Here is a 25,018-nt window from a genome sequence, read left to right on the forward strand (position 1 = left end):
GATCGAAGTGGAGCTGCCCGACGGCAGCATCGCCGAGTTTCCCGATGGCATGCCTGATGACCAGATCAACGCGGTCCTGCAGCGACAGTTCGGCGGAGGGCAAACACCCGTCACCGACTTGCCAGCGGTGCAGGCGCTGCCGCCGGACTTTTCCGAGGTCACATCTTCCGTCGACAGCACGGCGGACGGGCGACAGGCCGATGGGTGGCGCGCTGGTCCACTGAGGGATGCGGCGTTCAGCCTGCGCTCGGTGCTGCAGGGAGGCGGCAGCCTGCTGGGCGCCCTCGGTGGCGATGCCCTGGGCGCGCTGGAAACGAAGATCACCGGCCGGCCCGTGGCCGGCTTCCGCGACAACGCTGCGCGCTTGGCCGATGTGCTGGGCTTGCCGCAGGCACAGACTGCTGGCGACCGCGTGCTGGGCGATGTCGGCGAAGCGCTGACCGGTACCGCACTGACGCTTGGCGGCGGTGCAGCCCTCAATGCAGGGCGTGGGGTGGCACCGACGCTGACCTCAGCTGCACCGGCGCCCACGGCAGTACCTGGCCTTGCCGAGCGCGCTGGAGAATTCCTCACGGCGCAGCCGGTGCTGCAGGCGATCAGCACGATCGGCAGTTCTGGTGCGGCCGGGCTGGCCCGAGAGAGCGGCGCAGGTCCTGTTGGCCAGTTGGCGGCCGCGCTCGCCGGCGGCATCGGCCCGGCGGCTCTCATGCAGGGCGGCGCTGCAGCTGTGCGAGGTGCAGTGCGCGGTCGTTCCGGCGAGGCTATGCGGAACACCATCGCCGACTTCGAAGCGCTGGGGACGACACCCTCCGTCGGCCAGGCATCGGGCAACACCAATCTGCAGGGTGTGGAAAACCTGCTGGCGGGCGCGCCGACCAGCTCGGGGGTGATGCGCCGTTTCGCCGAGGGGCAGGGCGACGATATCGCCAGGAACCTCGGGGAGCGATCGCGCGCACTGGCGGCAGATCCCACCCGGCAAAACGCCGGCACCGCCATCGAAAAGGGCGTCGCGGCCTTCAAGGGTGACGTCACCGCACGCCGCCGGGCGCTGTATGACGCCGTGGACCAGCTGGTGCCGTCGGATACCCCAGTGCGCCTGGACCGGACCAACGCCGAGTTGGCCCGGCTGACCGCGGTCGATCCCGGTGCACCGGCCTCTGCGGCATCGATGATCCCGGACGAAGTCACGCAGCTGGCTCGCAATATCGCATCGGACCTTGGTGAGGGGGGCACCGCGCTGCCCTACCAGACCTTCAAGGATCTGCGGTCGAACTTGGGGAATGGCCTGTTCGACTTCACTCTGACCCCTGACCGCGCCACCTCGCAGCTGCGCGGCGTGTACCGGGCCATGGGGGATGACATCGAGGCCGCTGTGCAGGCTCAGGGTGGCAAGGCACCCGAGGCGCTGGCGCGCGCGAACGCCTACTTCAAGTCAACGCAGGAACAGTTGAAGCAGCTGGAGCGCGTGGTGAACAAGGCTGGCGGCCCGGAGAAGGTCTACAACGCCGTGATGGCCGGTGCTGGTGAGGGCGGCACCACGCTGAAGCGGGTGATGGAAGCCCTGCCGGAGGATGGGAAGAAGTCCCTGACGGCCGCAGTGCTGAACCGCATGGGCCGTCCGACGCCTGGCCAGGCCGGGTTGCCTGCCGAGCAGTTCAGCCCAGGCACGTTCATGACGAACTGGAGCAAGCTGTCCGACGAGGCGCGGCGGGAACTGTTCGGCCACTACGGCCCGGGGTTCGCCAAGGATATGGACCAGATCGCGCGGGTGGCCGACAACATCAAGAGCGGATCGCAGGTTTTCGCCAACCCCAGTGGCAGCGCAAACCGTGCTGCTGCATATACCTACGGCGCTGCGCTGGTCGCGTCCCTGATGGACGTGAGTGGCGTGTCCACTGCGAGCCTGCTTGGAAGTGGCGCGGGGGCGAACATTGTCGCCCGGGCGATGGTGAATCCGCGATTCGTGAAGTGGCTGGCCAGGGCTACCACTGCTCCGATCGGGTCAGTTGCTGGCAGCCTGGCGTCGCTGCGAAACATTGCAGCCAACACTAACGATCCGGACCTACAGCAGATTGCTGAGCAGCTGAGGAACGCGGAAGAAGAGAACGGCCAGGCCGCCGAGTAGAAGAATCATCCCCGCTACAAGGTAGATGGCAACGCGGCCGCCACCACGGCCGCTAGCTTCATGCTTGCGCTCCCAGTCCTTGCGCTGGATCTCGCTCCAAGCCTTTTCCGGGTGGAACTCACCAGTTCCCTTGAATCGGTCTTCGCTCATAGTCATTCCCTGTCGGTGCAGCGATGCCAGGCCGCCAAACGGCGGGCCGCCTCTCTGGCACGCCTATTTGCCCATCCGGACGCAAGCCGCAGTGTTGTTTCTCAGTATTTCGAGAGACTTTTGAGGATCTGTGCCATTTAGAACAACCTGAATCTCAGCATCGGCGAGGCTTGCCGTAGCAGTCAAAGCTACGCATTCACAATGTGATGAGAGAGATCCGACATTGGCTCGGATGAGGCTGGAAGCAAGGCCCGAGTCAATCAAATACTGCGCCTTGCACGCATAGGTGATTCGGGCGAACGCTTGGAAGCGATCTTCCAATTGGTCCGCACTAGCGCTCATAGGAAGTGAAACGCTTGCCCAGGCAATTAGCACGAGCATGGAAATTCTCATAGGTCCTCCCTGACCCGGCCATCCCGGGCACGCGGATGGTACCACCAGCCCCGGCGGGCCCCGTACAAAAGGAAAGGCCCGGTTGCCCGGGCCGTTGCGTCACTCACCCACAGTGAAGACAGGCTCCGTCCCGAAGGGTTTTCCATCATCGTCCGTCAGCCAGATGCTGAAAGTGCTGATGTACTCCCATGGTTCCCGCCGCGACAGCGTTTCTTGTCCGAGGGTCGTAAAGGAAGATTGCATCTGAGGAATGTGCCATTCATGGCCGTGGAACGTAACACCCTCTTCGCCAATCGAGACAGCCGGAAGCTTCCCTGTAGCTGCAAGATCGATCTTCGCGAGGACCTGCCATCCGTTTCCGTGTGCGATACGAATGCCATTGGCAACAGGCCACTTCCCAATCTTTCCAGCCTCCGGGCCGGACAAAATGAGCCCTCGCTTGTCCTCGCCTTCCTCGTTCTCGAGCCTTAGCCACCAGCCGTTGAAGATGTAGACCAGGTCACCCGCCGAGGCCTCGGTGGTCGGTATCCGTTCAAATGAATGCAGAGGTAGCGCCATCACCATCTCCTTGGTTGGAGCCCGGATTCTAGCCCGCGCCCAGGGCCTCGCGTCCAGCGCCCATTGAACCGCCACCCCCTGAAGGCACCGTAGGCCCATCACTTCCAAGGGGGCCGACAGTGGCACGAATCACAGCACAGGAGGCGGGCGGGCAGAACGTCGTGGCGTTCCTGGACATGCTGGCCTGGTCCGAGGGGACCGACAACGGCCGGCAGCCGACCCAGCAGCACGGCTACGACGTCCTGGTGGGCGGCGGCCTGTTCTCCGACCTCAGCAAGCACCCCGAACGGCTGGTACGGCTGAACTCCACGCTCAGCTCAACTGCTGCTGGCCGGTACCAGTTCCTGAAACGGACCTGGGCCACCTTGAAGGCGCGGCTGAAGCTGCCCGATTTCGGCCCGCTGAGCCAGGACAAGGGCTGCATCGAGCTGATCCGCGGCCGCCGCGCGCTCGATGCGGTGAAGGCTGGCCAGTTCGACCGTGCCGTGGCGCTGTGTGCCAAAGAGTGGGCCAGCCTGCCGGGCGCCAACTACGGCCAGCACGAACAGAGCCTGGAGAAGCTGCGGCAGATCTACAAGAAGGCCGGCGGCACTCTGGGTGGGGGCGTATGAGCATGGAAGCCCAGCCGAGCCAGGACGGCCGCACCCGCGTTTCCCTCGGCCCGGTGGAAAAGTGGTTCGTTACCGCTTTCGCCGGATTCATTGTTGCTGGCGGGTACTGGCTGATCAGCTCTATGCAGGCGGTGCTGACCCAGCAGCAGGTCACGAACCAGCAGATGGCCACCGTGCAGCAGCAGCTGCAGACCTTCAACACGCAGCTGGCCGACGTGCCGGCGCTGAAGCTCGAACTGGCCAAGCAGGCCGTGCAGGTCGAGCAGAACAAGGCCGACATCAAGGAGCTGAAGCAGCTCAGGGGGCTGAAGTGAAGGACCGATTCAACTGGCGAGGGGTTGCCGGTAGGGCCAGCACTTGGCTGGCCACTGTTGCGGCGGCTGCGGCTGCTGCCCTTGGCGCCTACGCGCTGATGCCGGAGCGCGCACAGAACCTGTTTCCCGAGTGGGGTCTGATCGTGCTGGGCGGCCTGGCCGTCGGCGGCGCCTTCCTGGTCCCGGTGGCCACCAGCTTCAAGCAGAAGCCGAGGGGCAGCCGCCATGCTGATCCCTGATCCGCTTCGCCCTTACGTGGGTCTGATCCGCATTGGCCTCTGGTGCGCGCTGGCCGGTGGCATCTTCGTGGCCGGGTGCCAGCGAGGGGCTGATCGGCAGGCTGCTGCTGACCGGGAGCAGATCGAATCAGTGCAGCGCCAGCTCGACGGCGCACGCGCGGAGGCAGCCGAGAACCTGCGTGCGGCCAACGCCGCAGGCGAACTGCTGCAGGAGGTGAACCGACAGACCCAGGCATCGATCGATGCTGCCGAGGCAGCGCGCAAGGCCTCCGATGCCGCGGCCCGCCGTGCTGAAGCGGTAGCGGCGGACGGCCAGCGCCGCGCCACTGCCGCCGAGAAGGCCCTGCAGGCCGCCAAGACCCAGCCCGCGTGCCGGGCACAACTGGAGCAGACCCTGTGCGATTCCATCCCGCTGCTTTGATCCTGCTGGTGCTGGCCGGCTGTGCCAGCGCGCCGCAGCGACCGGCCATTCCCGAAAAGGTGCTGGTCCCTGTCGAGAAGCAGGTACCGGTCGACGCCCGTCTGACCAAGCCGTGCGCGGCAAAGCGCGCCACGTCCCGCACGGTTGAGGCGGTGGTGGCCGCCTACAACGCCAACCTGGTCACCCTGCAGGACTGCGACAGCCGCATGGGCGAGATCCGCAGCTTGGGCGAGGGGAAGACCCAGCCGTGAGCAAGGTCAAGCTCCAGGACAATCTCGGCCGTGTGGTGAACATCAACGCAGATGCCACCAAGGGCGCGATCGTGGGCGTCAACCTGTACGCGGCGGATGGCAAGACACTGATCGATCCGGCCCAACTCGGCGGCGGCACCGGCAACAGCAGCACGCCTTGGGATAGCTTGTCCGGCGTGCCGCGCAACATCGTGGCCTTGGCCCAGCTGTCGGGGATTGGGTACCCGGTACTGGTCGGTCCCGCCGACTGGCGCATGCGCACCTTCCGCCCCGGCGGCGGCATTACCATCGTCAACGGCAACGGCCGGGACGGCGATACCGTTGTTCGGCTGGAAGAAGTCGGCAACACCGAAGACGGCCAGGCGCTGGTGAAGATCACCCGCGACGTGTACGGCCGTGTCATCGCCACCGCGGCGGCAAGCACCGACGACCTTCCCGAGGGTGGCAGCAACCTGTACTTCACCGCCGCGCGTGCTGATGCACGGGCCGATGCGCGCATCACCGCACAGAAGGGCGCCGCCAACGGCCTAGCGCCGCTGGACGCAGCCAGCAAGATCCCCACGCAGTACCTGCCGGCGCTGGCGATCACGTCCACCTTTGTGGTGAACAGCCAGGCCGCGCAGCTGGCGCTGGATGCGCAGGAGGGCGATGTTGCCGTGCGCACGGACCAGAGCCGCACCTACATCCAGAACGGCGGCAGCGCCGGCACCATGGCCGACTGGACGCTGCTCCGGACGCCGCCGGACCTGGTGCAATCCGTGAACGGTCAGACCGGCACCGTCTCGCTGGACGCCGCAGACGTGGACGCCACCCGTTCCGTGGTGGGCCTGCAGGGCGACGTGACCGCGACCGACATCGCCGACGCCCTCGGCCTTGGCACTGCCGCCACGCACGCCGCCACCGACTTCGTGGCCGCCGCGTCACTGGTCAGCCTTACCAACGCCGTTGACGACGCCGCCGCCGCTGCCGCTGGTGTGGCTGTCGGTGCGATGTACCGCAACGGTTCCGTCCTCTGCGTCCGCATCTCCTGAGGTAGCCCGATGACTACGAAATTTCCTGTCGAAATCGACCAGTTCGATAACCCGCGGCCGAACGACAGTCAAGCGCAGGCGCGCACGCATTCAGATCAGCATGGCGACGCCAACGACGCCATCGAAGCTGTGCAGCGAAAGGTTGGCGTGGATGGGTCCTCAGATCCAGATGCGTTGGACTTCAAGGTAGGGGCACTTGAGAACCTGACCGAAGCTCTCGATTCGGCGGCGTACCAGCCAGTGACGGCCTTTGCGACAGCGAATCAGGGTCTCAAGGCAGACAGTGCCATCCAAGCGGACCAGCTTGCAGCAGCCACTGGAGCAGTGCAGCAGGAGCTGCAATCGCAGATCGACGGTTTGGTGGATGGGCAGCAGACGCAGGCCATCTACGCCAATACTCTTCCTGATCTTCAGGCTGTATCGGGCACCTATGTTGGCCAAGGTGCGTTCGTTCTGAATGGAACGGGCGCGGGTCAGTACCGATGGAATGGTACCGCCTGGGAGTTTCTGCGCAGCGATATGCTCGCGGCGAAGGCGAACACAGCTGATGTGAACGCGGCTCTGGTGAACAAGACGGACGCGCTACCTGGTCGACGCAGGTCAACCGGCATTCTCTATCGACACTCAACTCTGAATCGCTCCGGGAAGGTAGTGCACGGAGTTGACCGAGATTTCCGCCACTGGCTCAAGAATCTCGGAATGTTCTCCAACACCATGCGGCATCGCAGCCCGGGAGGTGGCCTCTTCAGCATCGGGGACGAAGTCGGCAATCGTCTCTTCTTGATCAATGACAAGGGCCATGCCGATTTCCGTCCGAGCGACGCGTTGCTGGATTTCATCGCCGACCATATTGGCAATGGCCCTACTCCTGTCGTCCGTGGAGTCGCCTCGCCGTTTGACGTTCGGGCGTCTTCAGACATCACCAGGGCTATGACGGTAAACGGCGGCTGGTGCGGGGAGGTTCAGCAGCCGCGAAATGGTATTGAGCCCGTGGCAGTCTCAACGTCCCATCAGCCAGTTGTCGGTGTACATCACTTTGGCCAAAGCAATGCAGGTGGAGGTGGTGTTGCGGTAGCCGTGCTGAAGGATCCAAAGTTCATCCATCACGCGCTCACCTTCTCTGTGGGTAAGCAGCAGTATGGAGACGCGGTAGTGGATCCTGCGACGCTCAATGAGCTCAAGCCCTTGGCAGATGATTCCCTGAGGCCTTTTCCAGGTGTGACGACTGCCTATGCACTCGAAGCTGTTGCGCGTGCACATGGCGAGTCCTCACCTGCGACGTTCAGCAGGACAGATTGGCAGGGATCCATGCCGCTCGGTTCGTTTGTACGCGGTACAAGCAACTGGACCAACCTTATGGCCTCGATCACCCAGGCTATTGCGGTATGCCGCTCGTATGCACGGGACTATCAGCCTCACGTAGTGTGGGTGCAGGGTGAAGCGGGGCCTGATGGTCGCGAGATCTATGCGTCTCAGCTGAATTCGTTGATAGACGATGCCCGTAGCGAAGTCCGATCCAATCATCAGAAGGAGATGCCATGGTTGATCTGGCAGATCTGCTACAGCCAAGCGGTGACTCGTGGCGTGACGTTGGCTCACCGAGATGTTGCGCGAGGTAGGCCCAACAGCAACACCGTGCTGGTGGCTCCGACGTACTCGCTGCCATTCGTTAACCTCGATGGCGACGTGACCCACTACAGCACGTTGGGAAGGATGATGCAGGGAGAGCTCACGGCGCTAGCCCTTCGCAGCATCGAAAGAACCGGTACTTGGCAGCCCCTCGACGTTCGGAGCATCAGCCGGAACGGATCTACGATCGTGGTCGATCTGCATAATCCCGGCGGCCCTATCTTGTTCGACACGGACTGGGTGGAGGCCATCGCGAACTTCGGATTCAGCTTCTCTGACAGCACCGGCAGTGCAACGGTGTCGCAGGTCGCTATCACTGGGCGAAATCAGATTACCGTGACGCTCAGTGCAGTGCCGTCGGGGAACAACAAAGTCCTGCGGTACGGCCTTGTGGCCCAGGCACCAGCAGATGCCAAGTGGTCGCCATACCGCGGCCAAGTCTATGCGCCAAGCGGCGAGCGGTCGCCGTTTGCGGCCATGGGCTACGGCGTTCCGAACGAGATCCGTTTCTACCTGCCGATTTTTGAGGAGGCAATCGTATGAGTACCATTCTGACGCGCGGTGCGGCCACTGATTCGGATCTTCCGTACGATGGCCCGATGAAAACCCATCTGGCAGCGCTACCGAGCACGCGCGCCTGGTACCAGATGGACGCTGAGCACGCGACTATCGATGTGAACAACGCTATTTCCTCGCTGCGGCCGGTTGGTACTGGGGTACAGCTCGCCCCCGCAGGCGCCGCGACTGGCCCGACACTTGCCGACAGGAGCGCGTACGGTGGGTTCTCCGTTGCGCTGTATGACAGCGCGGCTACGAGCCGCTCTCTCCTGGGCACGGCCTCGTACTTCGCTGGACAGTTCTCAATTCTGGCGTACTGCCGAAGAGGGACGATCAGCACAGTAGCTGCGCCGATTGTTCAACCCGCAGGGACTGGCGGCGCAATGACTGCGCTGCAGTGCGGGGCTGACGGCTCTTGGCAGGCATGGCACAAAAACAGTGGCTTGACATTGACGGGCCCGTCTCCGCCGGACTCCACTCCGCAACTGATTATCGCGAGCTTCGATGGAACGACCTTCCGCGCTCAGGTTGACGGGTATGCACAACGGACAGCAGTCCCTACCGGACCAGTGCCAGCCAATCCTGAGCTCAGCATCGGTGGTAATAGCAATAACCGTTTCATTGGGGACATCAGCGATATCGTAGTCCTGAGCGTTCCAGTCTTGGAGGCGTCCCAAGCCGGCCTTCTGGCCCAGTGGCGCGACTACTTCAACGAAACTTACGGTTGATGCCTGTTACGGCAGGGTCGATCCAGAGTCGACCCTGCCTCATCCCATCTGCGCCAGCAGATCCTCGCGGTTGTTCCGCGGCGTGTTCACTGCGCGGCTCACCCGGTAGGCCTCCATCGCCGGCGGCTCGCTGGCCAGCAGCATGGCCATGGCGTCGTCGGGGCTGGAGGCCATCCATTCATCGATCTGGCTGGCCTGCAGCCACACCGGCATGCGGTCGTGGATGTCGGCCGAAACGCCGCTGCTGTCGCCGGTGATGATGGTGAAGGTGCCTAGGTTGCCTTCGGGGAGCAGCGGGCTGGTGTCCTCCCACAGGCCAGCGGCCAGCAGCGGCCCGGTGGCGTGGATGAACCAGGGATCCTTCTTCTCGTCGATCGGGCTCACCGACCACTCGTAGTAGCCAGCCATAGGGATGACGCAGCGGCGCTTCTTGAAGGCCGACCGGAATGCCGGCTTGGTGGCCACCGTCTCGATCCGGGCGTTGATGGTCGAGCCCTGCAGCTTCTTGTCCTTCGCCCAGAACGGCAGAAGGCCCCACGCCATCCGGGTGACCTGCCGGCCTTCGCCGCGGTCCAGGATCACCGAGGCGCGCTGCGTCGGCGCCAGGTTGTAGCTGGGCTGGATCTCGGCCAGGCCGTGGGCAAGGTCAGCGAGCCCCGGCTGGCCGAAGTCGACAACGGGGAGCTGAACGAATCGGCCGCACATGGCCGGAGGGTAGCCCGGCCGGCCGTGCCCGGGGCGTGTAGGGACACCCCGACCCGACAGGGCGAGGTTGCCCGATGGTGTCGGCGGGGCAGGGCGGGCATCCTGACTTCGCCGGATCCGGGGCCGCAGGCAGCTCATCCCGGGGGCGCGTGAGCAGCGCCGCGCCGGCACCATCCCCGAACGATTCAGGCACGTCGCCGCCACGTTCGCAGGATCTGCGACGGCCGGTCGTATCCTTCCGGCCATGCTTCCCTCGCACGGCTACCAAGGTTTCCGCACCGCCCCGATCCCCTCTGGCTGGGTTCAGACCGGGGAGCGCTGGGCGCTCTGGTACAACGGCCGCGAGACGGCCAGCGTCACGCCCGACGGCGGGCCTGGGGTCCGGCTGTGGATGGAAGGCCAGAAGATGTGGCACACCAAGGAAGTGCGTGCCGCCAACGTCCGACAGGCGAAGCGCTACGCCGAGCGCTGGTGCGCGGCCAGGCTCTACCCGGAGCTGAGATTGCGGCAAGCGGTCGCCAGGCTGGTGGACAGCACGCCGACCGAGCTGCCGCCGCCGATGCCCGGCCTGCCGCCGACACCTGAGCAGCTGCAACAGGCGCGGCGCCTGGCTGAGGCCGGCACGACGGAGCTGGGGAGGGTGAAAGAAGCGCTCGAGCCGCGCAAGCCGCCGGCGGTGACCAAGCCCAGGGCGAAGGATCCTCAGAAGGCGCGGGTGAGGGCAGGGCTGCAGAGTCTGCGGCGCGGTGTTTGATCAAAATGGTCCCAGGGCGGTCCCATCAAACTCGCAAGTTATTGATTGAACGCGCAGTAGAAACCCCCTCCTAAGGGGAAGGTCGCCCGTTCGAATCGGGCCGGGGTCACCATAAATCAATGGCTTGCGACATTTGGCGAGCTTGCAGGGTGTCTTGAAGCGGCAGTTGCTCCCACAGGTGCGGAATGCGGGCTCTGCGCGGAAGTTCGCTGCGCGGGTGGTGTGGGCCTCCACCCATTTCAGGCGGCCCGCAGCTTGCACTGTGGTCATTCATCCCGACTTTTGTCGCGGAGGGCGAGGAATGCGGCAATTGTGCTTGCAGCGACGCCGAGCAAGAAGCCGAGGACTATGCCGTCGAACCAACTCAAGCTCGCCACGTTGCCCCCATGCAAAGACTGATGCGCGAACAGCGTTCTGCTGCTTGTGTTGTACTGCGAAGGGGCAAAGGTATGGTCCCGGGCTTTCGCGAGCCTTTCAGAGAACAATTCGCATCTTGGTGTCGCGAATCCCAGGTGATCTGCAGCAAAAGATCTTTGCGGCTGTTCCGGGGCGCGTTCACCGCGCGGCTGACGCGGTAGGCCTCCATCACGTAGCCGGAATGGCACTGCGGCCAGGTGGCTGCCGTGTGCTGCTTCGCCCAGGTCACTACCTCCTACCAGAAGCTGGTCCGCATGACCGACCAAAAAGGCAAGGTCCCCGCGCGAACGAGCGCCTGCTTGGCGTTGAGGTTTTCCAAGAACCAAGCTGTGCTACTTCACGATAGTAATTGGCACATATGCCGGTGAGTGAGCCTTAACCCAATTCAAGGCCGAAGTGGCTTCGACGAATCCGCCGGGAGCGCGTGAGCAGCGACGCGTCGGCGCCCAGTCCGAACGATTCAGGCAGATCGTTGCTGCGTTCGCAGGATCTGCAACCGCCGGTCGTATCCTTCCGGCCTTGCTTCCTAGGCACAACAACCAATCCTTCTGCACCGCTCCCGTTCCCTCTGGCGGGGGGGGGGGGGACAGTTGGGCGACATCTGGGTGTTGCGGTGAATCGAAAAGGCTTCGACCTTCGCGACATTCAAGAGCTGGGGCTACTCCGAGCGGACACCACATAGGGTGACGGCCTCGATGTAGCGAGCCTGCCGACGCTTCAGGAACTTGCTGTAGAACTTGATCTCGCTCCCGCCTCCAGTCTGGGGGGTGATCTCAACAAACTCCGCCGGGACCCCGCCATTGGAGGTCGATACGGAGTAGCCATCTGTACGGGGCTCAATCACGTACTGCCACCGCGATCCTCCGATGCTCACCTCTCCCCAGGCATCGCGGACACAAGTAGCGGCAGCCAAGGGCTCCTGACTGGACGAGAAAGCTGCTGCAGGTCCAGTACTTCGCATGCCGCCAACGGATGTGCAGGCAGCCAGCAGCAGAAGTGTGATCCCGGCTGTTGCCATCCCGAGAGGTTGAGTCATTCCGTGCATGCGGCAGCTCCATTGGAAGTGCGGAACTGTGACGCAATCATGAGAAGGCTACAACAGTGTAGTCGTGAGGTCGGTCTGCTGCCGGCAGTGATCTCGCCCAAGGCAAGGGAGCCGATAGGGCCGTGGGTGAGGGCGGAGCAGTAGTAGATGCAGCCCAGTGCTTGGGCGGAATGGCCCCAAGCCGGTCCTATTCACTTCATAAGCCATTGATTGAACGCGCAGAGAAATCCCCGCCCTAAGGGGAGGGGCGCCCGTTCGAATCGGGCTGGGCTACCGGACTCAGGGCGTTGGAACAGGTTCCGTCTGGTGGCGCCGGTTCGGCGCATCCCCGCCGCACAGAGACTCGACGCACTGCAAGAGGCCGCGATCGCGGCTGCCTGATGCCGCACATGTTGGCCATGAGATGAGATCAGGGCGCTTCTCGCAAGCGCGCTGCATCTGCTGAAAACAGCGTACATTGAGCGAACATCCGTTCTCGTCGCATGGAGGAACGGATATGCGGAATCGGATGCTGATGATCTTGTTGATGGGCAGTCTCGCTGGCTGTTCTCCCAGCGAGGAGGAGCTTGAGAAAGAGAAGACTGAGGCAATCAGAGCCGCAGTTGAGGCGGGTGTTCGCAAGGCATTGAAGGATCCTGATTCGGCAAGGATCACGGTCCGCCAAGTATTCGCACTCTATGACGGTACGGTCGCTTGCGGAACTGTGAATGCAAAGAACAGCTTCGGCGGCTATACGGGCGAGATGAAATTCGACATCGGCATCAACCCTGATGGAAGCCCCGCCGCGCCAACCATTGCGAATGATGAGATGAGCAATGCGGTGTTCGCAGCCATGTGCGATTTCCAGAAGGAATATGCTGCGCGCCCGGGAAATGCCGGGAAACCCTCAACGCCAGACCAGAGGAAGCAGCTCATCACTGCGTATGAAAAGCGGGTGCGAGAGGTAGTTCAAGAAGTGGCCTCCAAAAGGTAGAACGCACGCGTTTGGATCAGCTGCCAACCCGCCGTGAGGCGGGTTATCTGTTCTTCCGGAGGATGCCGGTCGGCGGTTGGAATCGGACCGAGGTTCCCGCCACCGCATGCCACGCACTTATCCGGCTTCTACAACAACCCCAGCCCACCCAGCACCGCCGCCACCTCCTCGCGCTCGCCGCCCCGCAGCCCCTGCAACGGCAGTGGCAGGCAGTCCTCGCCGCACAACCCCAGCAGCGCCGCCGCGCAGGCCATGACGCGAATCCCGCCAAACCGGTCATACAACGACCACAGCGGCGCCAGTCGTGCAGAGAGGGCCATGGCACCTTCGGCATCGCTGTTAGCCACGGCCCGCACGATCTGCAGCGCAACCTCGGGGAACAGTCCGGCAGTTATCGAATACCAGCCGTCGCACCCCGCCAGCAGTCCACGTACGGCCGACGCGTCACCACTGACGCCCAGCGTCACATGCGCGGGAACGCACGCGCGGAATGCAGCAACGCGCGCGGCCGCCTCAGCCGGATCATCTGCGAGGCGCGGGATCTTGATCGAAGCGATGTTGGGCAATGCGGCGATGCGGCCATGCAACGCATCGGTGAAGCGGAAATGCGTGGTGCCCGGATTGTCGTAGACGCAGATCGGCGTGCGCACCGCTGCGCATACGGTTTCGAACAGCGCTTGCACCTCATGATCCTTCAGGGGTTGGTAAGACACGGGGGCGAGCAGCAGGCCTGCAGCACCTGCATCCTCCGCATCCAGCGCCAGTGCCAGCACATCGCGGGTGCGCAGTGCACCGATTCCGGCGATCACCGGTACGCCCCCGGCATGCGCGAGTGCTTCGCGCAGCACCCGCTTGCGCTCGGGCTTTTCAAGATAGGCGTAGCTACCCGTAGAGCCCAGGACGCCCATTGAATCAACACCGGAATCAGCCAGGCGCTCGATCAGTTGCGCAAATGCCCGAAAGTCGATGCCGGCTTCAGAGAGCGGAGTCAGGGGAAACGCGCTGAGGCCATTGAACATGGGATCTCCCGGAACTGGAATGGGCTGGGTGCCGCCGCGCCTGGGGCGTGGCGGCTGGACGCGTGGAATTGTTTATTGTCCTATGACAAAACTCAAGTGCCGTCGTGCAGCGTGTTTGCCCGGTGCAAATGGCGCACCATGAATGTCATGGAACCCAGCCTTCGCCCCGTCCAGCCTTCGAACTACGCCACCGTCGCCAGCTGGCCCGAATCCTCCGGGGCCACCCAGCGCTGGGCGGGCCCGGGTGTGCCGTTTCCACTACCACCGGAGTGGTTCGCGCAGGTGCTTGAGCTCGAGGTGCGCCCGGGCTGGGTGCTGCTGGACGAGCAGGGTGTTTGTGTTGGATTCGGCCAGTACTGGATGACCGGCACCGGCACCGGCACCGCGCACCTGGGCCGCATCATTGTTTCCCCACTGGCACGCGGGCGCGGCCTTGGCCGGCTGCTCGTTCAGTCCTTGAGTGCACAGGCGCTGCGCGAAAGCGGTATCCAACGCCTCACTCTGCGCGTCTATCGTGACAACACGGCCGCCGTGGCCCTGTACCGCGATCTCGGTTTCCAGCAGGTTGAAGCGTCCTCAACGCCGGAACTTCTGTTCATGCAGCGCACGTCGGGCTGAATCCTGTTCAAGCCGGTGTGGCGGCCTGCAGGGCACACCATTGCTCCCGGGTGATGCGGCTGATGTGCTCGGTACGGTAGTCGCCAAGGAAGCTGTTGAACTTGTTCACTTCGGTATGGTGATGCTGGAAACCGCATTTGCTCTGCGCGGTGAGCGATTGCAGGTTATCAGCGAAGTAACCGCACCACAGCGCTTCCAGCTCCAGCTGCAGGAATGCATGCCGCATCACTTCGCGCACCGCTTCGGGGACCAGCCCGCGGCCCCAGTACGGTACGCCGATCCAGTAGGCGATCTCGCCTTCGCGGTCGCTGATCTCGAAGTTGCTGTCAGCGCCGATCAGGATGCCGACACAGCCGATGGCGCGGCCGTCTTCGCGGTTCTGCAGAGCGTAGACCTCCGGTTGGTTGAAGACGGTGCGGATGATTTCGGTACTTTCCTCGACACTGGTGTGCACCGGCCAACCGGCGATCGGACCCACGCGCGGGTCGCGGGCGTACTCGTACAGATCGGCGGCGTCGGTGTCTCGCCAGGGGCGAAGAATCAAGCGTTCGGTGTACAGCTGCATGGCAATTCCAGAAGAAGAAAGGACGTTCAGACTAGGCCCCGGAGCATCGCGGGCACAGGGCTGGACCTTGATGATTTCGGCACTTTTCACAACAGGGCACGAAGGCTCGCTATGCTGTGTCCCGGAATACAGCCGGATCGGCCCATGGACCGCGTACCGCAGCTTCTGGACCAGGACGAATCCATGCGACTTGAGGTCAGTACGCTGGCCGAAGGGCAGGGCGTCCCGTTGTCGTTCGGTCACGCCTATCTGGCGGTACTGGTATGCGTCTCGGGGCGCGCGCGCTTTGCACTGAATTTTCGTGAAGTAGCGGTGCAGCGTCATGATGTGCTGGTGCTGGCAGAGGACACGCTGGCGCTGCTGCGGCATCGCTCGCGCGGCTTCCTGGCGATGGTCTGCCTGATGCCCAAAGCGCTGGCATCGGAGGTGGCCTATGTGTTGCCCAATGCGCTGTTCCAGTTCCTGCACGAACAGCCGCACTGCCGGCCATCACCGTTGGATGTGCCGTTGCTGCAGGGATGGTTGCAGCTGATGATGGACGCGCAGCACAACGGTGGACGGCATCGCCACGTGATGCTGCGCAATCTGCTGCAGAGTTTCTTCCTGAAGATGGCCACGTTGCTGCCGAAGCAGAAGCGGGCGCCCGCGCAGGTCAGCCGACGCGAGCGCCTGGCCTGGAGCTTCTGGGAGCTGGTCGGGCAGCGCAGCACGCGCCAACGTGACGTGCAGTCCTACGCCGAGGCGCTGTGCATCACCCCGTTCTATCTTTCGCAGCTGACCCGCGAGTGCTTCGACGAGACGCCGAAGGCGTTGATCGACCGTCAGGTGGTGCTGGAGATCAAGGCACTGCTCACCTACAGCGAATTGCCGATCGGTCGCATCGCCGAGCGCCTGTGTTTCGAGGATGCGTCCTACCTGTGTCGCTACTTCCGGCGGCATACCGGTCAATCGCTGACTGGCTACCGCCGGGCGGGGCAGGGTGGCACTAATGTGATACGAACAGCGGCGCCGGTACTTCGGCGAGCAGATCCTCGGTGACTCCGCCGAGCACGCGCTCGACCACCCGGCTGCGGCTGTAAGGGCCCAGCACCAGCAGGTCTGCGTCGGCATCGAGTACGTGCTGGCGGATGGCTGCGGCAACGCCGCCCTGGCTCGAGCTGATCGTCTGGATCTCCACTTCAACGCCATGCCGCGATAGATGCTGGGCCATCTCTGCGCCGGGTGTGGCCTCGGCCTTGGGCGTGTCGACCATCAGCAGGTGCACCGCTTGTGCACGTGCGAGCAGGGGCAGCGCATCGGCCACCGCGCGACGTGCCTGCTTGCTGGCATTCCAGGCCACCACAATGCGATGGCCTACCTGATCGCCTTGCCAATGCGGCGGCACCAGCAGCATCGGCACGCCGGTCTGGCGCAGCGTGCCCAGCGGGTGCCAGCCAGAAGGGGCGCCGGGCGTGCGCGGATAGCCGGCGATGATCAGGTCGCAGTACAGCGACTGCAGGGCCAGGTCGGCGCCGCCCAGATAGTCCGAGACGATGCGCAGTTCGGTGCTGATCTGCAGCGGCTCGGACACGGCACGCAGGTTCTGCATCAACTGTGCGGTGCAGGCGGCATCCGCGCGCGCCTCATGGTCGAGCGCGGCGGCGATGCCGGCGCCGCGCGCGAAGCCGTTGGCGATGTCGGTGGGATGCTGGGCGGTGGAGACTGCGACCAGATGCGCCTGCTGCGCCTGCGCCAGATGGGCGGCGATGTTGAGAACGCGGTTCCCGGTGTCGCTGGCGTCGAACAGTACAGCGATATCGCGTAGTGGATGCAGCATGGCGTTGTCTCCTTCGATGCCTGTGACGCGTTCCCTGTCGCGCACCGACCCGGGTGCACCGGACGCACACCCGTTTTAGCGCATTGGTGATTCGGATGAATCATCTGTGATTCAGATTATTAATTGATGATTCATGCTAGCGTGAGGGCGAACCCATACCTCAGCGTTTTCATGCGACCTGCCGCAGCACGCACCCGCCGCGACCTCCACCACGCCCTGGCAGCCACCCTGGTCAGCCATCCCCGCTGCACGCTCAGCGAACTGGCGCAGGGGGCAGGCATCAGCCGGGCCACGCTGTATCGGTTTGCACCGACACGTGAAGCGATAGACGAAGCACTGTTCGCCGCAGGCTTTGAGCGTCTGGAAGCGGCGGCGGTCTGGTTCGACGAGGGCGGTGATGCACGCCACGTGCTGAAGCGGGTCACCGCCACGCTGCTGGCGGACTGGGAACTGGTGACACTGCTGTTCGCACGGATGATGGAAGAGCAGCAGCGCCAGGGCGACCTGCATCTGCTGCCGGAGCGCTGGGCGCCGATCGGCGAGCGCTTCGAGGCCTTTTTCCTGCGTGGTCAGGCGGCCGGAGAGTTCAACGTCGGTTTCACCGCAGTGTGGCTCGCGGACTTCTATTGGACCTGTTTCTACGGCATCACCTGGTCACTCGCACGTGGTCGGCTGGCGCCGGCCGCGGCGGCCTCCACGCTGCTCGCGTCGTTCCAGCGGGGGGCGATGAAGGATTGACCGCAGGGGCTTGCGGCCGGGGCGCCGTGGCTTACGCCTGCTTCAGCAGCTGCACCAGCTGGCGCAGCCGATACGGCTTGGGCAGGAACTCCACCTGTTCCGGCAGCGGCGGCAGCTGCGAGCGCGCATAACCGGACGACAGGATCATCCGAGCCTGCGGTTGCTCGCGCGCCACATGCTCGCTCAGCTCGATGCCGGACATGCCGTTGGGCATGCTGACGTCGCTGAACACCACGTCGAAACGCGCTTCGCCCTTCAGCAGGGCGGCGGCCTCATGCGCGTCGGCGGTCGTGGCCACGTCGATGCCGAGGTCGCGCAGGGCCAGGCCGATCATTTCACGCAGATCGGTCTGGTCTTCCACCATCAATACGCGGATCGGGTCATCGGTCATCGGCAGGGTCCTCCATTGCGGGGAGCAGCAGGCTGACCGTGGTGCCGACACCGGGCGTGGTGGACACGTCGACGAAGCCGCCGCTCTGGGTAGTGAATCCGAACACCTGGCTCAGGCCCAGGCCGCTGCCTTTGCCGATGTCCTTGGTGGTGAAGAACGGCTCGGTCGCCCGTTCGGCGATGTCGGCCGCCATCCCGTGGCCTTCATCGCAGACGCTGAGGGTGACATAGCCACGTTGCAGCGTGGAGTCCGCATCCGGGTCGAGGCGATGCTCCAGCGCGGTGCCGATCAGGATGCGGCCGCCTTCAAGGGTAGCATCCGCGGCATTGGCGACCAGATTGGCCAGCGCCGTCTGCAGCTGCAGCGCATCGGTGTTGATGGCAGGCAGGCCCGGCGCCAGTTGGGCATCCAGCACCACCGTGGGCGGGCAGGCGCGTTGCAGGTCCGGCAGCCATTGCCGTATCAGCGCATTGATATCCAGTGGTTCGCGGATCAGGGTCTGGCCGGTGCTGAAGGCCAACAGCTGACGGGTCAGCAGCGCACCACGATCGGTCGCAGTCTGCGCCGCATCAAGCAGCTCGGCGGCGCGTGCATCGTCACCGTTCACGCGCAGCGACAGCAGGTCCAGCGCGTTGCCGATGGTGGTCAGCAGGTTGTTGAACTCGTGCGAGAGACCACGGCTGAGCCGGCCGACCGTCTCGAACTGCTGGGTATTGCGCAGCGCACGCTGGGCATCGCGCAGCAGCCGCTGTGCCTGCCACTGCTCGGTGATGTCGCGTGTGATCTTGACGAAGCCGAGCAGCTCGCCGGCCTCGACGACCGGCTCGATGACCACGCTGGCACGGAACGACGAGCCATCGCGGCGAACCCGCCAACCTTCACTGGCGACATGGCCATGTTGCGCCGCGAGGCGGAGCAGGCGCTGCGGTTCGCCGGCTTCGCGATCGGCAGCCAGATAGAAACGGCCAAAGTGCGTGCCCACCACGTCATCGGCTGAATAGCCCTTGATGCGCTCGGCACCCGGGTTCCAGCTGCAGACGATGCCATCAGGATCAAGCAGGTACAGCGCATGGTCGCGCACACTGTCGATCAGCAGTCGCAGTTGGCGGGAAGGGTCCGTCAGCACGGACGTCGTAGAAGCAGCTGCGTCCACGTGGAAATGAGCATTACCCCTGGGAGGGACGTGAAGCTAGGCAGTGCAGTGTGAAGGGTGCGTGCAGGCGCGGCACGTGCCAATGGTCCTGTGCGGCTGAATGCGACACAGAGTACCATCACCCACCCTCTGTGTTCTGGAACCGACCTGCATGCGTCCTGGTGCGACTACGCGTGACCGCTGGATCTGGATGACCTCCGCCGTACTGCTGGCAGCGACCATCGCGTTGGAACTGGTGGTTCCGCTGGGCTATGCCGTTTGGCTGGCGTACTTCCTCGCTGTTGGCGTCACGCTGTTCCAGCGCAGTGCGCGCGCGCCGTTCATCGTGGCCGTCGTCGCCTGCGTCCTGTTGATCATTGGCTACAACGTCGCTCCGGCCAGCTCCAACTCGGCGTTCTCGTTCGTCAACCGAAGCATTGGTGGCTGTGCGTTCCTGATGATCGCGTTGATCGTCTCCCGCGCCATCCAGGCGCGGCGCGAAGCGATGCGGGCGCTGTGGCTGCAGGAAGCCGAGAACGCGGTGGCGATGAGCCTGCGCGGTGACCTGGGTCCGGAGCAGATCGCCGAGGCCGCGGCAACCAGCCTGGGGGCCCAGCTGCAGGCGGATGTCGCCGCCGTCTACCGCCTGGAAGGCGGGCGACTGCAGCTGACCGGTGGCCTGGCATTGCCGTCCGGCATGCCGGCGTCGCTGGCATTGCAGGAGGGCGTGGCCGGGCAGGTGGCGCGGGATGAACGCATCCGCCACCTGCACGGGGGCGACGATGCGGTGCTTGAACTTCAGACCAGCCTGGGGCGCTTGCCGGTGCGCGAGCGCATCCTGGCGCCGATCAGCAGCGATGGTGCGGTCGTGGGCATCATTGAGCTGGGACGCACCCGCGCCGGCGAACAGGATCGACTCGATGTCGAGCTGCTGGAGCGATGTTCAGAGACCATCGGCATGGCGCTGCGGGCCTCCCTGCTGCGTGCGCAGCTGGTTGTTCTGCTGGAAGAGTCGCAGCGCCAGGGCGAGGAACTGCAGGCCCAGCAGGAAGAGCTGCGCGTGGCCAATGAGGAACTGGAAGAGCAGAGCCGCAGCCTGCTGCAGTCGCAGAGCCATCTGGAAGAACAGCAGGCCGAGCTGGAACAGAGCAACGTCCAGCTGGAAGAGCGAACCCACGAGCTGGAGGCGCAGAAGCAGGCGCTGCTGGTCGCGCAGAGCCAGCTGGTGCGCAACAGCAACGAGCTGGCCGCTACCTCGCGCTACAAGTCCGAATTCCTGGCCAATATGTCGCACGAGCTGCGCACGCCGCTGAACAGCTCGCTGATCCTGGCCAAGCTGCTGGCCGACAACAAGGACGGCACGCTCACCGAAGAACAGGTGAAGTATGCGCGCGCGATCCTTTCGTCCAACAACGACCTGCTGGCGTTGATCAACGACATCCTGGACCTGTCGCGCATCGAGGCCGGCCACGTCGAGCTGGCCGATGAAGTGGTGGTGACGGACAGCGTGCTGCAGCGCCTGCGCGAGACCTTCGAGCCGATGGCGCGGCAGAAGGGCCTGGCGCTGCAGATCGAGGCCGATGCGCTGGCGCCGAGCCAGCTGGTGGTCGACAGCCAGCGCCTGCAGCAGATCCTGAAGAACCTGCTGGCCAATGCGGTGAAGTTCACCGAGCATGGAAAGGTCAGCCTGCACGTGCGTGCGGGCGGCCAGGGCCGCATCCGGTTCGAGGTCTGCGACAGCGGTATCGGCATTGCCCGAGAGCAGCTGCAGGTCATCTTCGAGGCATTCCGCCAGGCCGATGGCAGCACCCGCCGCCGCTACGGTGGCACCGGCCTGGGGCTGTCGATCTCGCGCGATCTGGCCGAGCGCATGGGCGGCAGCATCCAGGTCGACAGTGAACCGGGCCGCGGCAGCTGCTTCATCCTGGAACTGCCGTTGCAGGGTGCGCCCGCATCGAACGCCACTGACAACTCCGTGGCGCCCGTGGCGGCGCCGGCCATGGCCGCTGTGCCGGCGATGCCGGTACCTGCAACGGCTGCGGTGGCGCCGACCACGACGGTGCCCAGCGTGGCCGATGACCGCGGTCGTCGCCAACGCGCTGGCCGCTTGATCCTGGCCGTTGAGGACGACGCCACGTTCGCCGAAGCGCTGGTGGCCCTGGCCCATGAACTGGACTTTGACTGCGTGGTGGCCGGAACCGCCGAAGAGGCGCTGACCCTGGCCAGCGAACTGCGCCCGAACGGCATCCTGCTCGATATCGGCTTGCCGGACGTGTCCGGCCTGAGCGTGCTGGAGCGGCTGAAGCGTAACCCCGATACCCGGCATATCCCGGTGCACGTGGTCTCGGCGATGGACCGCAGCCAGGTGGCGCGCGAGCTGGGCGCGATTGGTTTCGCGATCAAGCCGACCACGCGCGAGCGTCTGGTGTCGGCCATCGAGCAGCTGGAGCAGACCAGCCAGCGCGACGTGCGGCGTCTGCTGATCGTCGAGGACGACAGTGAGCTGCGCCACAACCTGGAACTGCTGCTGGGCCGTGATCAGCTGCAGATTGTCGCGGTGGGCACTCTGGCCGGTGCGCTGGAGCAGCTCAGCACGGTCACGTTCGACTGCATGGTGATGGACCTGTCGCTGCCCGACGGCAGCGGCTACGACCTGCTCGAGCACATGGCCGGCAACGATGACGTCGGCTTCCCGCCGGTGATCGTCTATACCGGTCGCGCGCTCGGCCGCGAGGAAGAGCAGCGCCTGCGCCGCTATTCAAAGAGCATCATCATCAAGGGCGCCCGTTCGCCTGAGCGCCTGCTGGATGAAGTGACCCTGTTCCTGCACAGCGTCGAGGCCAGCCTGCCGACCGACCAGCAGCGCCTGCTGCGCGAGGCGCGCCGTCGCGACACCGTGCTCGATGGACGCACCGTGCTGCTGGCCGAGGATGACGTGCGCAACATCTTCGCGCTGTCCAGCGTGCTCGAGCCGCTGGGCGTGACGCTGGAGATCGCGCGCAACGGCCAGGAAGCGGTGGATCGCCTGGCCGAGCGCGACGTCGACCTGGTGCTGATGGACATCATGATGCCGGAGAAGGATGGCCTGGCCGCGATGCGCGAGATCCGCGCGCAGCGTCACCTGCAGGACCTGCCGATCATCGCGCTGACCGCCAAGGCGATGCCCGATGATCGTGAGCGCTGCCTGCAGGCCGGTGCCAACGACTACATCGCCAAGCCCATCGACGTCGACAAGCTGGTCTCGCTGTGCCGGGTCTGGTGCTCGCGGCAATGAACGAACAGGCCCTGTTCGACCTGGAACTGAAGGTCCTGCTGGAGGCGCTGTACCAGCGTTACCACTACGATTTCCGCAGTTATGCGGTGTCATCGCTGCGCCGGCGCATGCGTCAGGCGATGCAGCGCTATGAGTGCGAACGGCTGGTCGACCTGCAGTACCGGCTGCTGCACGAGCCGGAACTGTTCGCCCAGGCCATGCAGTTCTTCACCGTGCAGGTCTCGGAGATGTTCCGTGACCCCGCGTACTTCCGTGAGCTGCGCGAGCAGGTGGTGCCGGTACTGCGCACCTATCCGTCGGTGAAGCTGTGGGTGGCTGGTTGCAGCACCGGCGAGGAAGTGTGGTCGCTGGCGATCCTGCTGCACGAGGAAGGCTTGCTTGATCGCAGCATCGTCTATGCCACCGACATCAATCCGGCCGCGCTGGCCACTGCCGAGGCGGGTGCCTATGGCATTGACCGGATGGCCCAGTTCAGCCGCAACTATCTGGCGGCCGGCGGCACGGCGTCGCTGTCCGACTATTACGCCACGGCGTACGACGGTGCGGTGTTCGACCGCCAGCTGCGCCGCAACGTGGTGTTCGCCGACCACAGCCTGGCCACCGATACCGTGTTCTCCGAAGTGCATCTGGTGTCGTGCCGCAATGTGCTGATCTATTTCAACCGCGATCTGCAGGACCGCGCGGTGGGCCTGTTCCGTGAGGCGCTGGTGCATCGAGGCTTCCTTGGCCTGGGCAGCAAGGAGTCGCTGCAGTTCGGGTGCCACCATGACGCCTTCGAAGTCTGTTCGCGTGAGCATCGCCTGTACCGGAAGGTGGCCTGATGACGCTGCAGGCGCGTCCAGCCGTGCTGGTGATCGGCGCGTCCGCCGGAGGCGTGGCCGCCCTGCAGGCGGTGCTTGGTGCACTGCCGGGCACGCTGCCGGTACCGGTACTGGCCGTGCTGCACCTGCCGCGTGACCGTACCAGCCGCATCGCCGAGGTGCTGGCGCCGTACTGCGCGTTGCCGGTGCGCGAAGCCGAAGACAAGCAGCCGTTGCGGCCGGGTACGGTCACGTTCGCGCCTCCGGATTACCACCTGCTGGTGGAGGACGAGGGGTCGGTGGCGTTGTCGGTGGATGCGCCGGTGCTGTTTTCCCGTCCGGCCATCGATCCACTGTTCGACTCCGCTGCTGCAGTGTTCGGCGGGCAGGTATTGGCCCTGCTGCTGACCGGTGCCAGCAGCGATGGCAGTGAAGGCGTGGCTGCGGTGCGCGCCGCCGGTGGCCGTGCCTGGCTGCAATGTCCCGAGGAGGCCGAGGCGTCGATGATGCCGGCTTCCGCCCTGCAGCATGCCGGCGCCGATGCCGTGCTGCCCCTTGAACTGATGTGTCGCCGCCTGAAGGAGTTGTTTGCATGAACCTGTTGCCACCGGACCCTGCGCAGCCGCAGACCCCGGTCAACCTGCTGATCGTCGATGACGTGCCGCAGAACCTGGTAGCCATGCAGGCCCTGCTGCAGCGAGAAGGGGTCAACCTGCTGCTGGCCGGCTCGGGTGCGCAGGCGCTGGAGCTGCTGCTCGAGCACGAGGTGGCATTGGCCCTGCTTGACGTGCACATGCCGGAGATCGATGGCTTCACCCTGGCCGAACTGATGCGCGGTTCGCATCGCAGCCGCGACGTGCCGATCATCTTCCTGACCGCCTCCCCGGATGATCCCCTGCGCGTGTTCAAGGGCTACGAGAGCGGCGCGGTCGATTTCCTGCACAAGCCGGTGGCGCCGCAGGTAATCCTGAGCAAGGTCAATGTCTTCATCGAGCTGTACCAGCAGCGGCAGCTGCTGAAGGCGCGCAACGAGGCGCTGGAGCGTGCGCTCAAGCTCAACGAGACGATGGCAGCGGTGCTGACCCACGACCTGCGTACGCCGCTGTCGGCCATCCTGCTGTGTGCCGACAAGCTGGCGCTGGATCTTCCCGAAGACAACACTGGCGCGCAGCAGACGCTGCAGTACCTGGAGGCCAGCACCCTGCGCATGGCACGCATGGTCGAGCAGTTGCTGGACTTCTCGCGGATCCGCAGCGGCGGCCTGCGCCTGCAGGCCAGTGCCTGCGACCTGGCCGACGTGACCCGCGCGGTGGTGGCTGAGGCGGGCAGTGCGCATGGGGCAGGCCGGATCCATCTGGACATGCACGGTGATACGCGGCTGCAGGGCGATCTGGACCGTCTCGGCCAGGTTGCCGCCAATCTGGTCGGTAATGCGCTGACCCACGGCAGCGAGGCGAGGGTGGAGGTGGACGGGCGCGACCCCCGCAGCGTGCTGTTGCGTGTGAGCAACGCCGGCCGGATCGACGACGCGCTGCTGCCGCGGTTGTTCGAGCCGTTCAAGGCCAGCTTCCACCAGAGCAAGGGCCTGGGGCTGGGTCTGTACATCGTCGATCAGTTCGTGCACGCGCATGGGGGGCGTATCGCCGCGCGCAACGAGGCCGGGCAGGTGGTCTTCGAAGCCCTGCTGCCGAGGCGCGTCGAGGGGCTGCCTGCAGCAGCAACCTGAATTCTTCAGGAAACGCCCGCGGGTGTTGAGACGGACT

25 protein-coding genes are annotated in these 25,018 nt (G+C 64.8%); 18 read left to right on the forward strand and 7 right to left on the reverse strand.

Annotated elements, in window-relative coordinates:
• Positions 1–7 precede the first annotated feature (7 nt).
• Positions 8–2,125 carry a hypothetical protein gene (locus tag AC13FN_RS06545; protein WP_482995103.1) on the forward strand — a complete coding sequence of 706 codons (2,118 nt, stop codon included), beginning with the start codon at positions 8–10 and terminating at the stop codon, positions 2,123–2,125.
• Positions 2,126–2,767: 642 nt separating this feature from the next.
• Here the strand turns inward: AC13FN_RS06545 and AC13FN_RS06550 are convergent.
• On the reverse strand, positions 2,768–3,226 hold the full coding sequence (locus AC13FN_RS06550) for a hypothetical protein (protein WP_482984783.1): 459 nt from the start codon (positions 3,224–3,226) through the stop codon (positions 2,768–2,770).
• Between the two features lie 119 nt (positions 3,227–3,345).
• Here AC13FN_RS06550 and AC13FN_RS06555 point away from each other — a divergent pair, with 119 nt between their 5' ends.
• From AC13FN_RS06555 to AC13FN_RS06590, 8 genes are read left to right on the forward strand one after another with little or no spacing between them, the layout of a single operon-like run.
• On the forward strand, positions 3,346–3,837 hold the full coding sequence (locus tag AC13FN_RS06555; RefSeq protein ID WP_482984782.1) for a glycoside hydrolase family 24 protein: 492 nt from the start codon (positions 3,346–3,348) through the stop codon (positions 3,835–3,837).
• Positions 3,834–4,151, forward strand: coding sequence for a hypothetical protein (locus tag AC13FN_RS06560; protein ID WP_100446478.1), 318 nt, complete (start codon positions 3,834–3,836; stop codon positions 4,149–4,151). Before AC13FN_RS06555 ends, AC13FN_RS06560 begins: the two co-directional genes overlap by 4 nt.
• On the forward strand, positions 4,148–4,390 hold the full coding sequence (locus tag AC13FN_RS06565; RefSeq protein ID WP_458242423.1) for a hypothetical protein: 243 nt from the start codon (positions 4,148–4,150) through the stop codon (positions 4,388–4,390). The genes AC13FN_RS06560 and AC13FN_RS06565 overlap by 4 nt, the downstream gene beginning before the upstream one ends.
• Positions 4,377–4,811 (forward strand): hypothetical protein, encoded by a 435-nt coding sequence (locus AC13FN_RS06570; RefSeq protein ID WP_482984781.1) that lies wholly within the window; start codon positions 4,377–4,379, stop codon positions 4,809–4,811. The genes AC13FN_RS06565 and AC13FN_RS06570 overlap by 14 nt, the downstream gene beginning before the upstream one ends.
• Positions 4,787–5,062, forward strand: coding sequence for an Rz1-like lysis system protein LysC (gene lysC / locus AC13FN_RS06575; RefSeq protein WP_482984780.1), 276 nt, complete (start codon positions 4,787–4,789; stop codon positions 5,060–5,062). The genes AC13FN_RS06570 and lysC overlap by 25 nt, the downstream gene beginning before the upstream one ends.
• Positions 5,059–6,093, forward strand: a complete 1,035-nt coding sequence (locus AC13FN_RS06580) for a hypothetical protein (protein WP_482984779.1) — start codon at positions 5,059–5,061, stop codon at positions 6,091–6,093. Before lysC ends, AC13FN_RS06580 begins: the two co-directional genes overlap by 4 nt.
• Positions 6,094–6,102: 9 nt before the next feature.
• Entirely contained in the window at positions 6,103–8,265 is a 2,163-nt protein-coding gene (locus AC13FN_RS06585; protein ID WP_482984778.1) for a hypothetical protein, read from the forward strand.
• Positions 8,262–9,008, forward strand: a complete 747-nt coding sequence (locus AC13FN_RS06590) for a LamG-like jellyroll fold domain-containing protein (RefSeq protein WP_482984777.1) — start codon at positions 8,262–8,264, stop codon at positions 9,006–9,008. Before AC13FN_RS06585 ends, AC13FN_RS06590 begins: the two co-directional genes overlap by 4 nt.
• Positions 9,009–9,047: 39 nt before the next feature.
• On the opposite strand, the gene AC13FN_RS06595 is transcribed toward AC13FN_RS06590, so the two are convergent.
• Positions 9,048–9,713 (reverse strand): SOS response-associated peptidase, encoded by a 666-nt coding sequence (locus AC13FN_RS06595; protein WP_482984776.1) that lies wholly within the window; start codon positions 9,711–9,713, stop codon positions 9,048–9,050.
• A gap of 244 nt (positions 9,714–9,957) precedes the next feature.
• Here AC13FN_RS06595 and AC13FN_RS06600 point away from each other — a divergent pair, with 244 nt between their 5' ends.
• Positions 9,958–10,467, forward strand: a complete 510-nt coding sequence (locus AC13FN_RS06600; protein ID WP_482984775.1) for a hypothetical protein — start codon at positions 9,958–9,960, stop codon at positions 10,465–10,467.
• Positions 10,468–12,437: 1,970 nt separating this feature from the next.
• Positions 12,438–12,902 (forward strand): hypothetical protein, encoded by a 465-nt coding sequence (locus AC13FN_RS06605; protein ID WP_152906243.1) that lies wholly within the window; start codon positions 12,438–12,440, stop codon positions 12,900–12,902.
• Positions 12,903–13,030: 128 nt separating this feature from the next.
• On the opposite strand, the gene AC13FN_RS06610 is transcribed toward AC13FN_RS06605, so the two are convergent.
• Positions 13,031–13,921, reverse strand: a complete 891-nt coding sequence (locus AC13FN_RS06610; RefSeq protein WP_482984774.1) for a dihydrodipicolinate synthase family protein — start codon at positions 13,919–13,921, stop codon at positions 13,031–13,033.
• Between the two features lie 147 nt (positions 13,922–14,068).
• On the opposite strand from AC13FN_RS06610, the gene AC13FN_RS06615 reads away from it, so the two are divergent.
• Positions 14,069–14,539, forward strand: coding sequence for a GNAT family N-acetyltransferase (locus AC13FN_RS06615; RefSeq protein WP_478411034.1), 471 nt, complete (start codon positions 14,069–14,071; stop codon positions 14,537–14,539).
• Positions 14,540–14,546: 7 nt separating this feature from the next.
• On the opposite strand, the gene AC13FN_RS06620 is transcribed toward AC13FN_RS06615, so the two are convergent.
• Positions 14,547–15,104: a GNAT family N-acetyltransferase gene (locus AC13FN_RS06620; RefSeq protein WP_049436276.1), complete on the reverse strand. Its 558-nt coding sequence runs from the start codon at positions 15,102–15,104 to the stop codon at positions 14,547–14,549.
• Positions 15,105–15,248: 144 nt separating this feature from the next.
• Between AC13FN_RS06620 and AC13FN_RS06625 the strand changes: the two genes are divergently transcribed.
• Complete coding sequence (locus AC13FN_RS06625) at positions 15,249–16,142, forward strand: helix-turn-helix domain-containing protein (RefSeq protein WP_049436275.1); 894 nt, start codon at positions 15,249–15,251, stop codon at positions 16,140–16,142.
• Here the strand turns inward: AC13FN_RS06625 and AC13FN_RS06630 are convergent.
• Positions 16,090–16,920, reverse strand: coding sequence for a universal stress protein (locus AC13FN_RS06630; protein WP_197578785.1), 831 nt, complete (start codon positions 16,918–16,920; stop codon positions 16,090–16,092). The genes AC13FN_RS06625 and AC13FN_RS06630 overlap by 53 nt on opposite strands.
• Positions 16,921–17,091: 171 nt before the next feature.
• Between AC13FN_RS06630 and AC13FN_RS06635 the strand changes: the two genes are divergently transcribed.
• Positions 17,092–17,658: a TetR/AcrR family transcriptional regulator gene (locus AC13FN_RS06635; protein WP_482984773.1), complete on the forward strand. Its 567-nt coding sequence runs from the start codon at positions 17,092–17,094 to the stop codon at positions 17,656–17,658.
• 31 nt (positions 17,659–17,689) lie between these two features.
• Here AC13FN_RS06635 and AC13FN_RS06640 read toward each other — a convergent pair whose 3' ends face one another.
• Positions 17,690–18,049, reverse strand: a complete 360-nt coding sequence (locus AC13FN_RS06640) for a response regulator (protein WP_010482617.1) — start codon at positions 18,047–18,049, stop codon at positions 17,690–17,692.
• Entirely contained in the window at positions 18,039–19,202 is a 1,164-nt protein-coding gene (locus AC13FN_RS06645; RefSeq protein WP_478410920.1) for a two-component system sensor histidine kinase NtrB, read from the reverse strand. Before AC13FN_RS06645 ends, AC13FN_RS06640 begins: the two co-directional genes overlap by 11 nt.
• Positions 19,203–19,353: 151 nt before the next feature.
• On the opposite strand from AC13FN_RS06645, the gene AC13FN_RS06650 reads away from it, so the two are divergent.
• The 4 genes from AC13FN_RS06650 to AC13FN_RS06665 are packed head-to-tail and all read left to right on the forward strand — an operon-like array spanning position 19,354 to position 24,981.
• A complete protein-coding gene (locus tag AC13FN_RS06650; RefSeq protein ID WP_054171580.1) occupies positions 19,354–22,455 on the forward strand; it encodes a response regulator in 3,102 nt (1,033 codons plus the stop codon).
• Entirely contained in the window at positions 22,452–23,276 is an 825-nt protein-coding gene (locus AC13FN_RS06655; protein WP_032127427.1) for a CheR family methyltransferase, read from the forward strand. The genes AC13FN_RS06650 and AC13FN_RS06655 overlap by 4 nt, the downstream gene beginning before the upstream one ends.
• A complete protein-coding gene (locus AC13FN_RS06660) occupies positions 23,276–23,851 on the forward strand; it encodes a chemotaxis protein CheB (RefSeq protein ID WP_049436272.1) in 576 nt (191 codons plus the stop codon). The genes AC13FN_RS06655 and AC13FN_RS06660 overlap by 1 nt, the downstream gene beginning before the upstream one ends.
• Positions 23,848–24,981, forward strand: coding sequence for a hybrid sensor histidine kinase/response regulator (locus AC13FN_RS06665; RefSeq protein WP_482984772.1), 1,134 nt, complete (start codon positions 23,848–23,850; stop codon positions 24,979–24,981). Before AC13FN_RS06660 ends, AC13FN_RS06665 begins: the two co-directional genes overlap by 4 nt.
• The last annotated feature ends 37 nt before the right edge of the window (positions 24,982–25,018 follow it).

It is taken from the genome of Stenotrophomonas sp. 115C5, assembly GCF_056861055.1.

Excerpts from the sequence above, each read along its gene's own strand:
- AC13FN_RS06550 (WP_482984783.1), bottom strand. The coding sequence starts at position 3,226 with ATGGCGCTACCTCTGCATTCATTTGAACGGATACCGACCACCGAGGCC.
- AC13FN_RS06560 (WP_100446478.1), top strand. The coding sequence starts at position 3,834 with ATGAGCATGGAAGCCCAGCCGAGCCAGGACGGCCGCACCCGCGTTTCC.
- AC13FN_RS06570 (WP_482984781.1), top strand. The coding sequence starts at position 4,377 with ATGCTGATCCCTGATCCGCTTCGCCCTTACGTGGGTCTGATCCGCATT.
- AC13FN_RS06585 (WP_482984778.1), top strand. The coding sequence starts at position 6,103 with ATGACTACGAAATTTCCTGTCGAAATCGACCAGTTCGATAACCCGCGG.
- AC13FN_RS06590 (WP_482984777.1), top strand. The coding sequence starts at position 8,262 with ATGAGTACCATTCTGACGCGCGGTGCGGCCACTGATTCGGATCTTCCG.
- AC13FN_RS06595 (WP_482984776.1), bottom strand. The coding sequence starts at position 9,713 with ATGTGCGGCCGATTCGTTCAGCTCCCCGTTGTCGACTTCGGCCAGCCG.
- AC13FN_RS06600 (WP_482984775.1), top strand. The coding sequence starts at position 9,958 with ATGCTTCCCTCGCACGGCTACCAAGGTTTCCGCACCGCCCCGATCCCC.
- AC13FN_RS06605 (WP_152906243.1), top strand. The coding sequence starts at position 12,438 with ATGCTGATGATCTTGTTGATGGGCAGTCTCGCTGGCTGTTCTCCCAGC.
- AC13FN_RS06610 (WP_482984774.1), bottom strand. The coding sequence starts at position 13,921 with ATGTTCAATGGCCTCAGCGCGTTTCCCCTGACTCCGCTCTCTGAAGCC.
- AC13FN_RS06615 (WP_478411034.1), top strand. The coding sequence starts at position 14,069 with ATGGAACCCAGCCTTCGCCCCGTCCAGCCTTCGAACTACGCCACCGTC.
- AC13FN_RS06620 (WP_049436276.1), bottom strand. The coding sequence starts at position 15,104 with ATGCAGCTGTACACCGAACGCTTGATTCTTCGCCCCTGGCGAGACACC.
- AC13FN_RS06625 (WP_049436275.1), top strand. The coding sequence starts at position 15,249 with ATGGACCGCGTACCGCAGCTTCTGGACCAGGACGAATCCATGCGACTT.
- AC13FN_RS06630 (WP_197578785.1), bottom strand. The coding sequence starts at position 16,920 with ATGCTGCATCCACTACGCGATATCGCTGTACTGTTCGACGCCAGCGAC.
- AC13FN_RS06635 (WP_482984773.1), top strand. The coding sequence starts at position 17,092 with ATGCGACCTGCCGCAGCACGCACCCGCCGCGACCTCCACCACGCCCTG.
- AC13FN_RS06640 (WP_010482617.1), bottom strand. The coding sequence starts at position 18,049 with ATGACCGATGACCCGATCCGCGTATTGATGGTGGAAGACCAGACCGAT.
- AC13FN_RS06650 (WP_054171580.1), top strand. The coding sequence starts at position 19,354 with ATGCGTCCTGGTGCGACTACGCGTGACCGCTGGATCTGGATGACCTCC.
- AC13FN_RS06655 (WP_032127427.1), top strand. The coding sequence starts at position 22,452 with ATGAACGAACAGGCCCTGTTCGACCTGGAACTGAAGGTCCTGCTGGAG.
- AC13FN_RS06660 (WP_049436272.1), top strand. The coding sequence starts at position 23,276 with ATGACGCTGCAGGCGCGTCCAGCCGTGCTGGTGATCGGCGCGTCCGCC.
- AC13FN_RS06665 (WP_482984772.1), top strand. The coding sequence starts at position 23,848 with ATGAACCTGTTGCCACCGGACCCTGCGCAGCCGCAGACCCCGGTCAAC.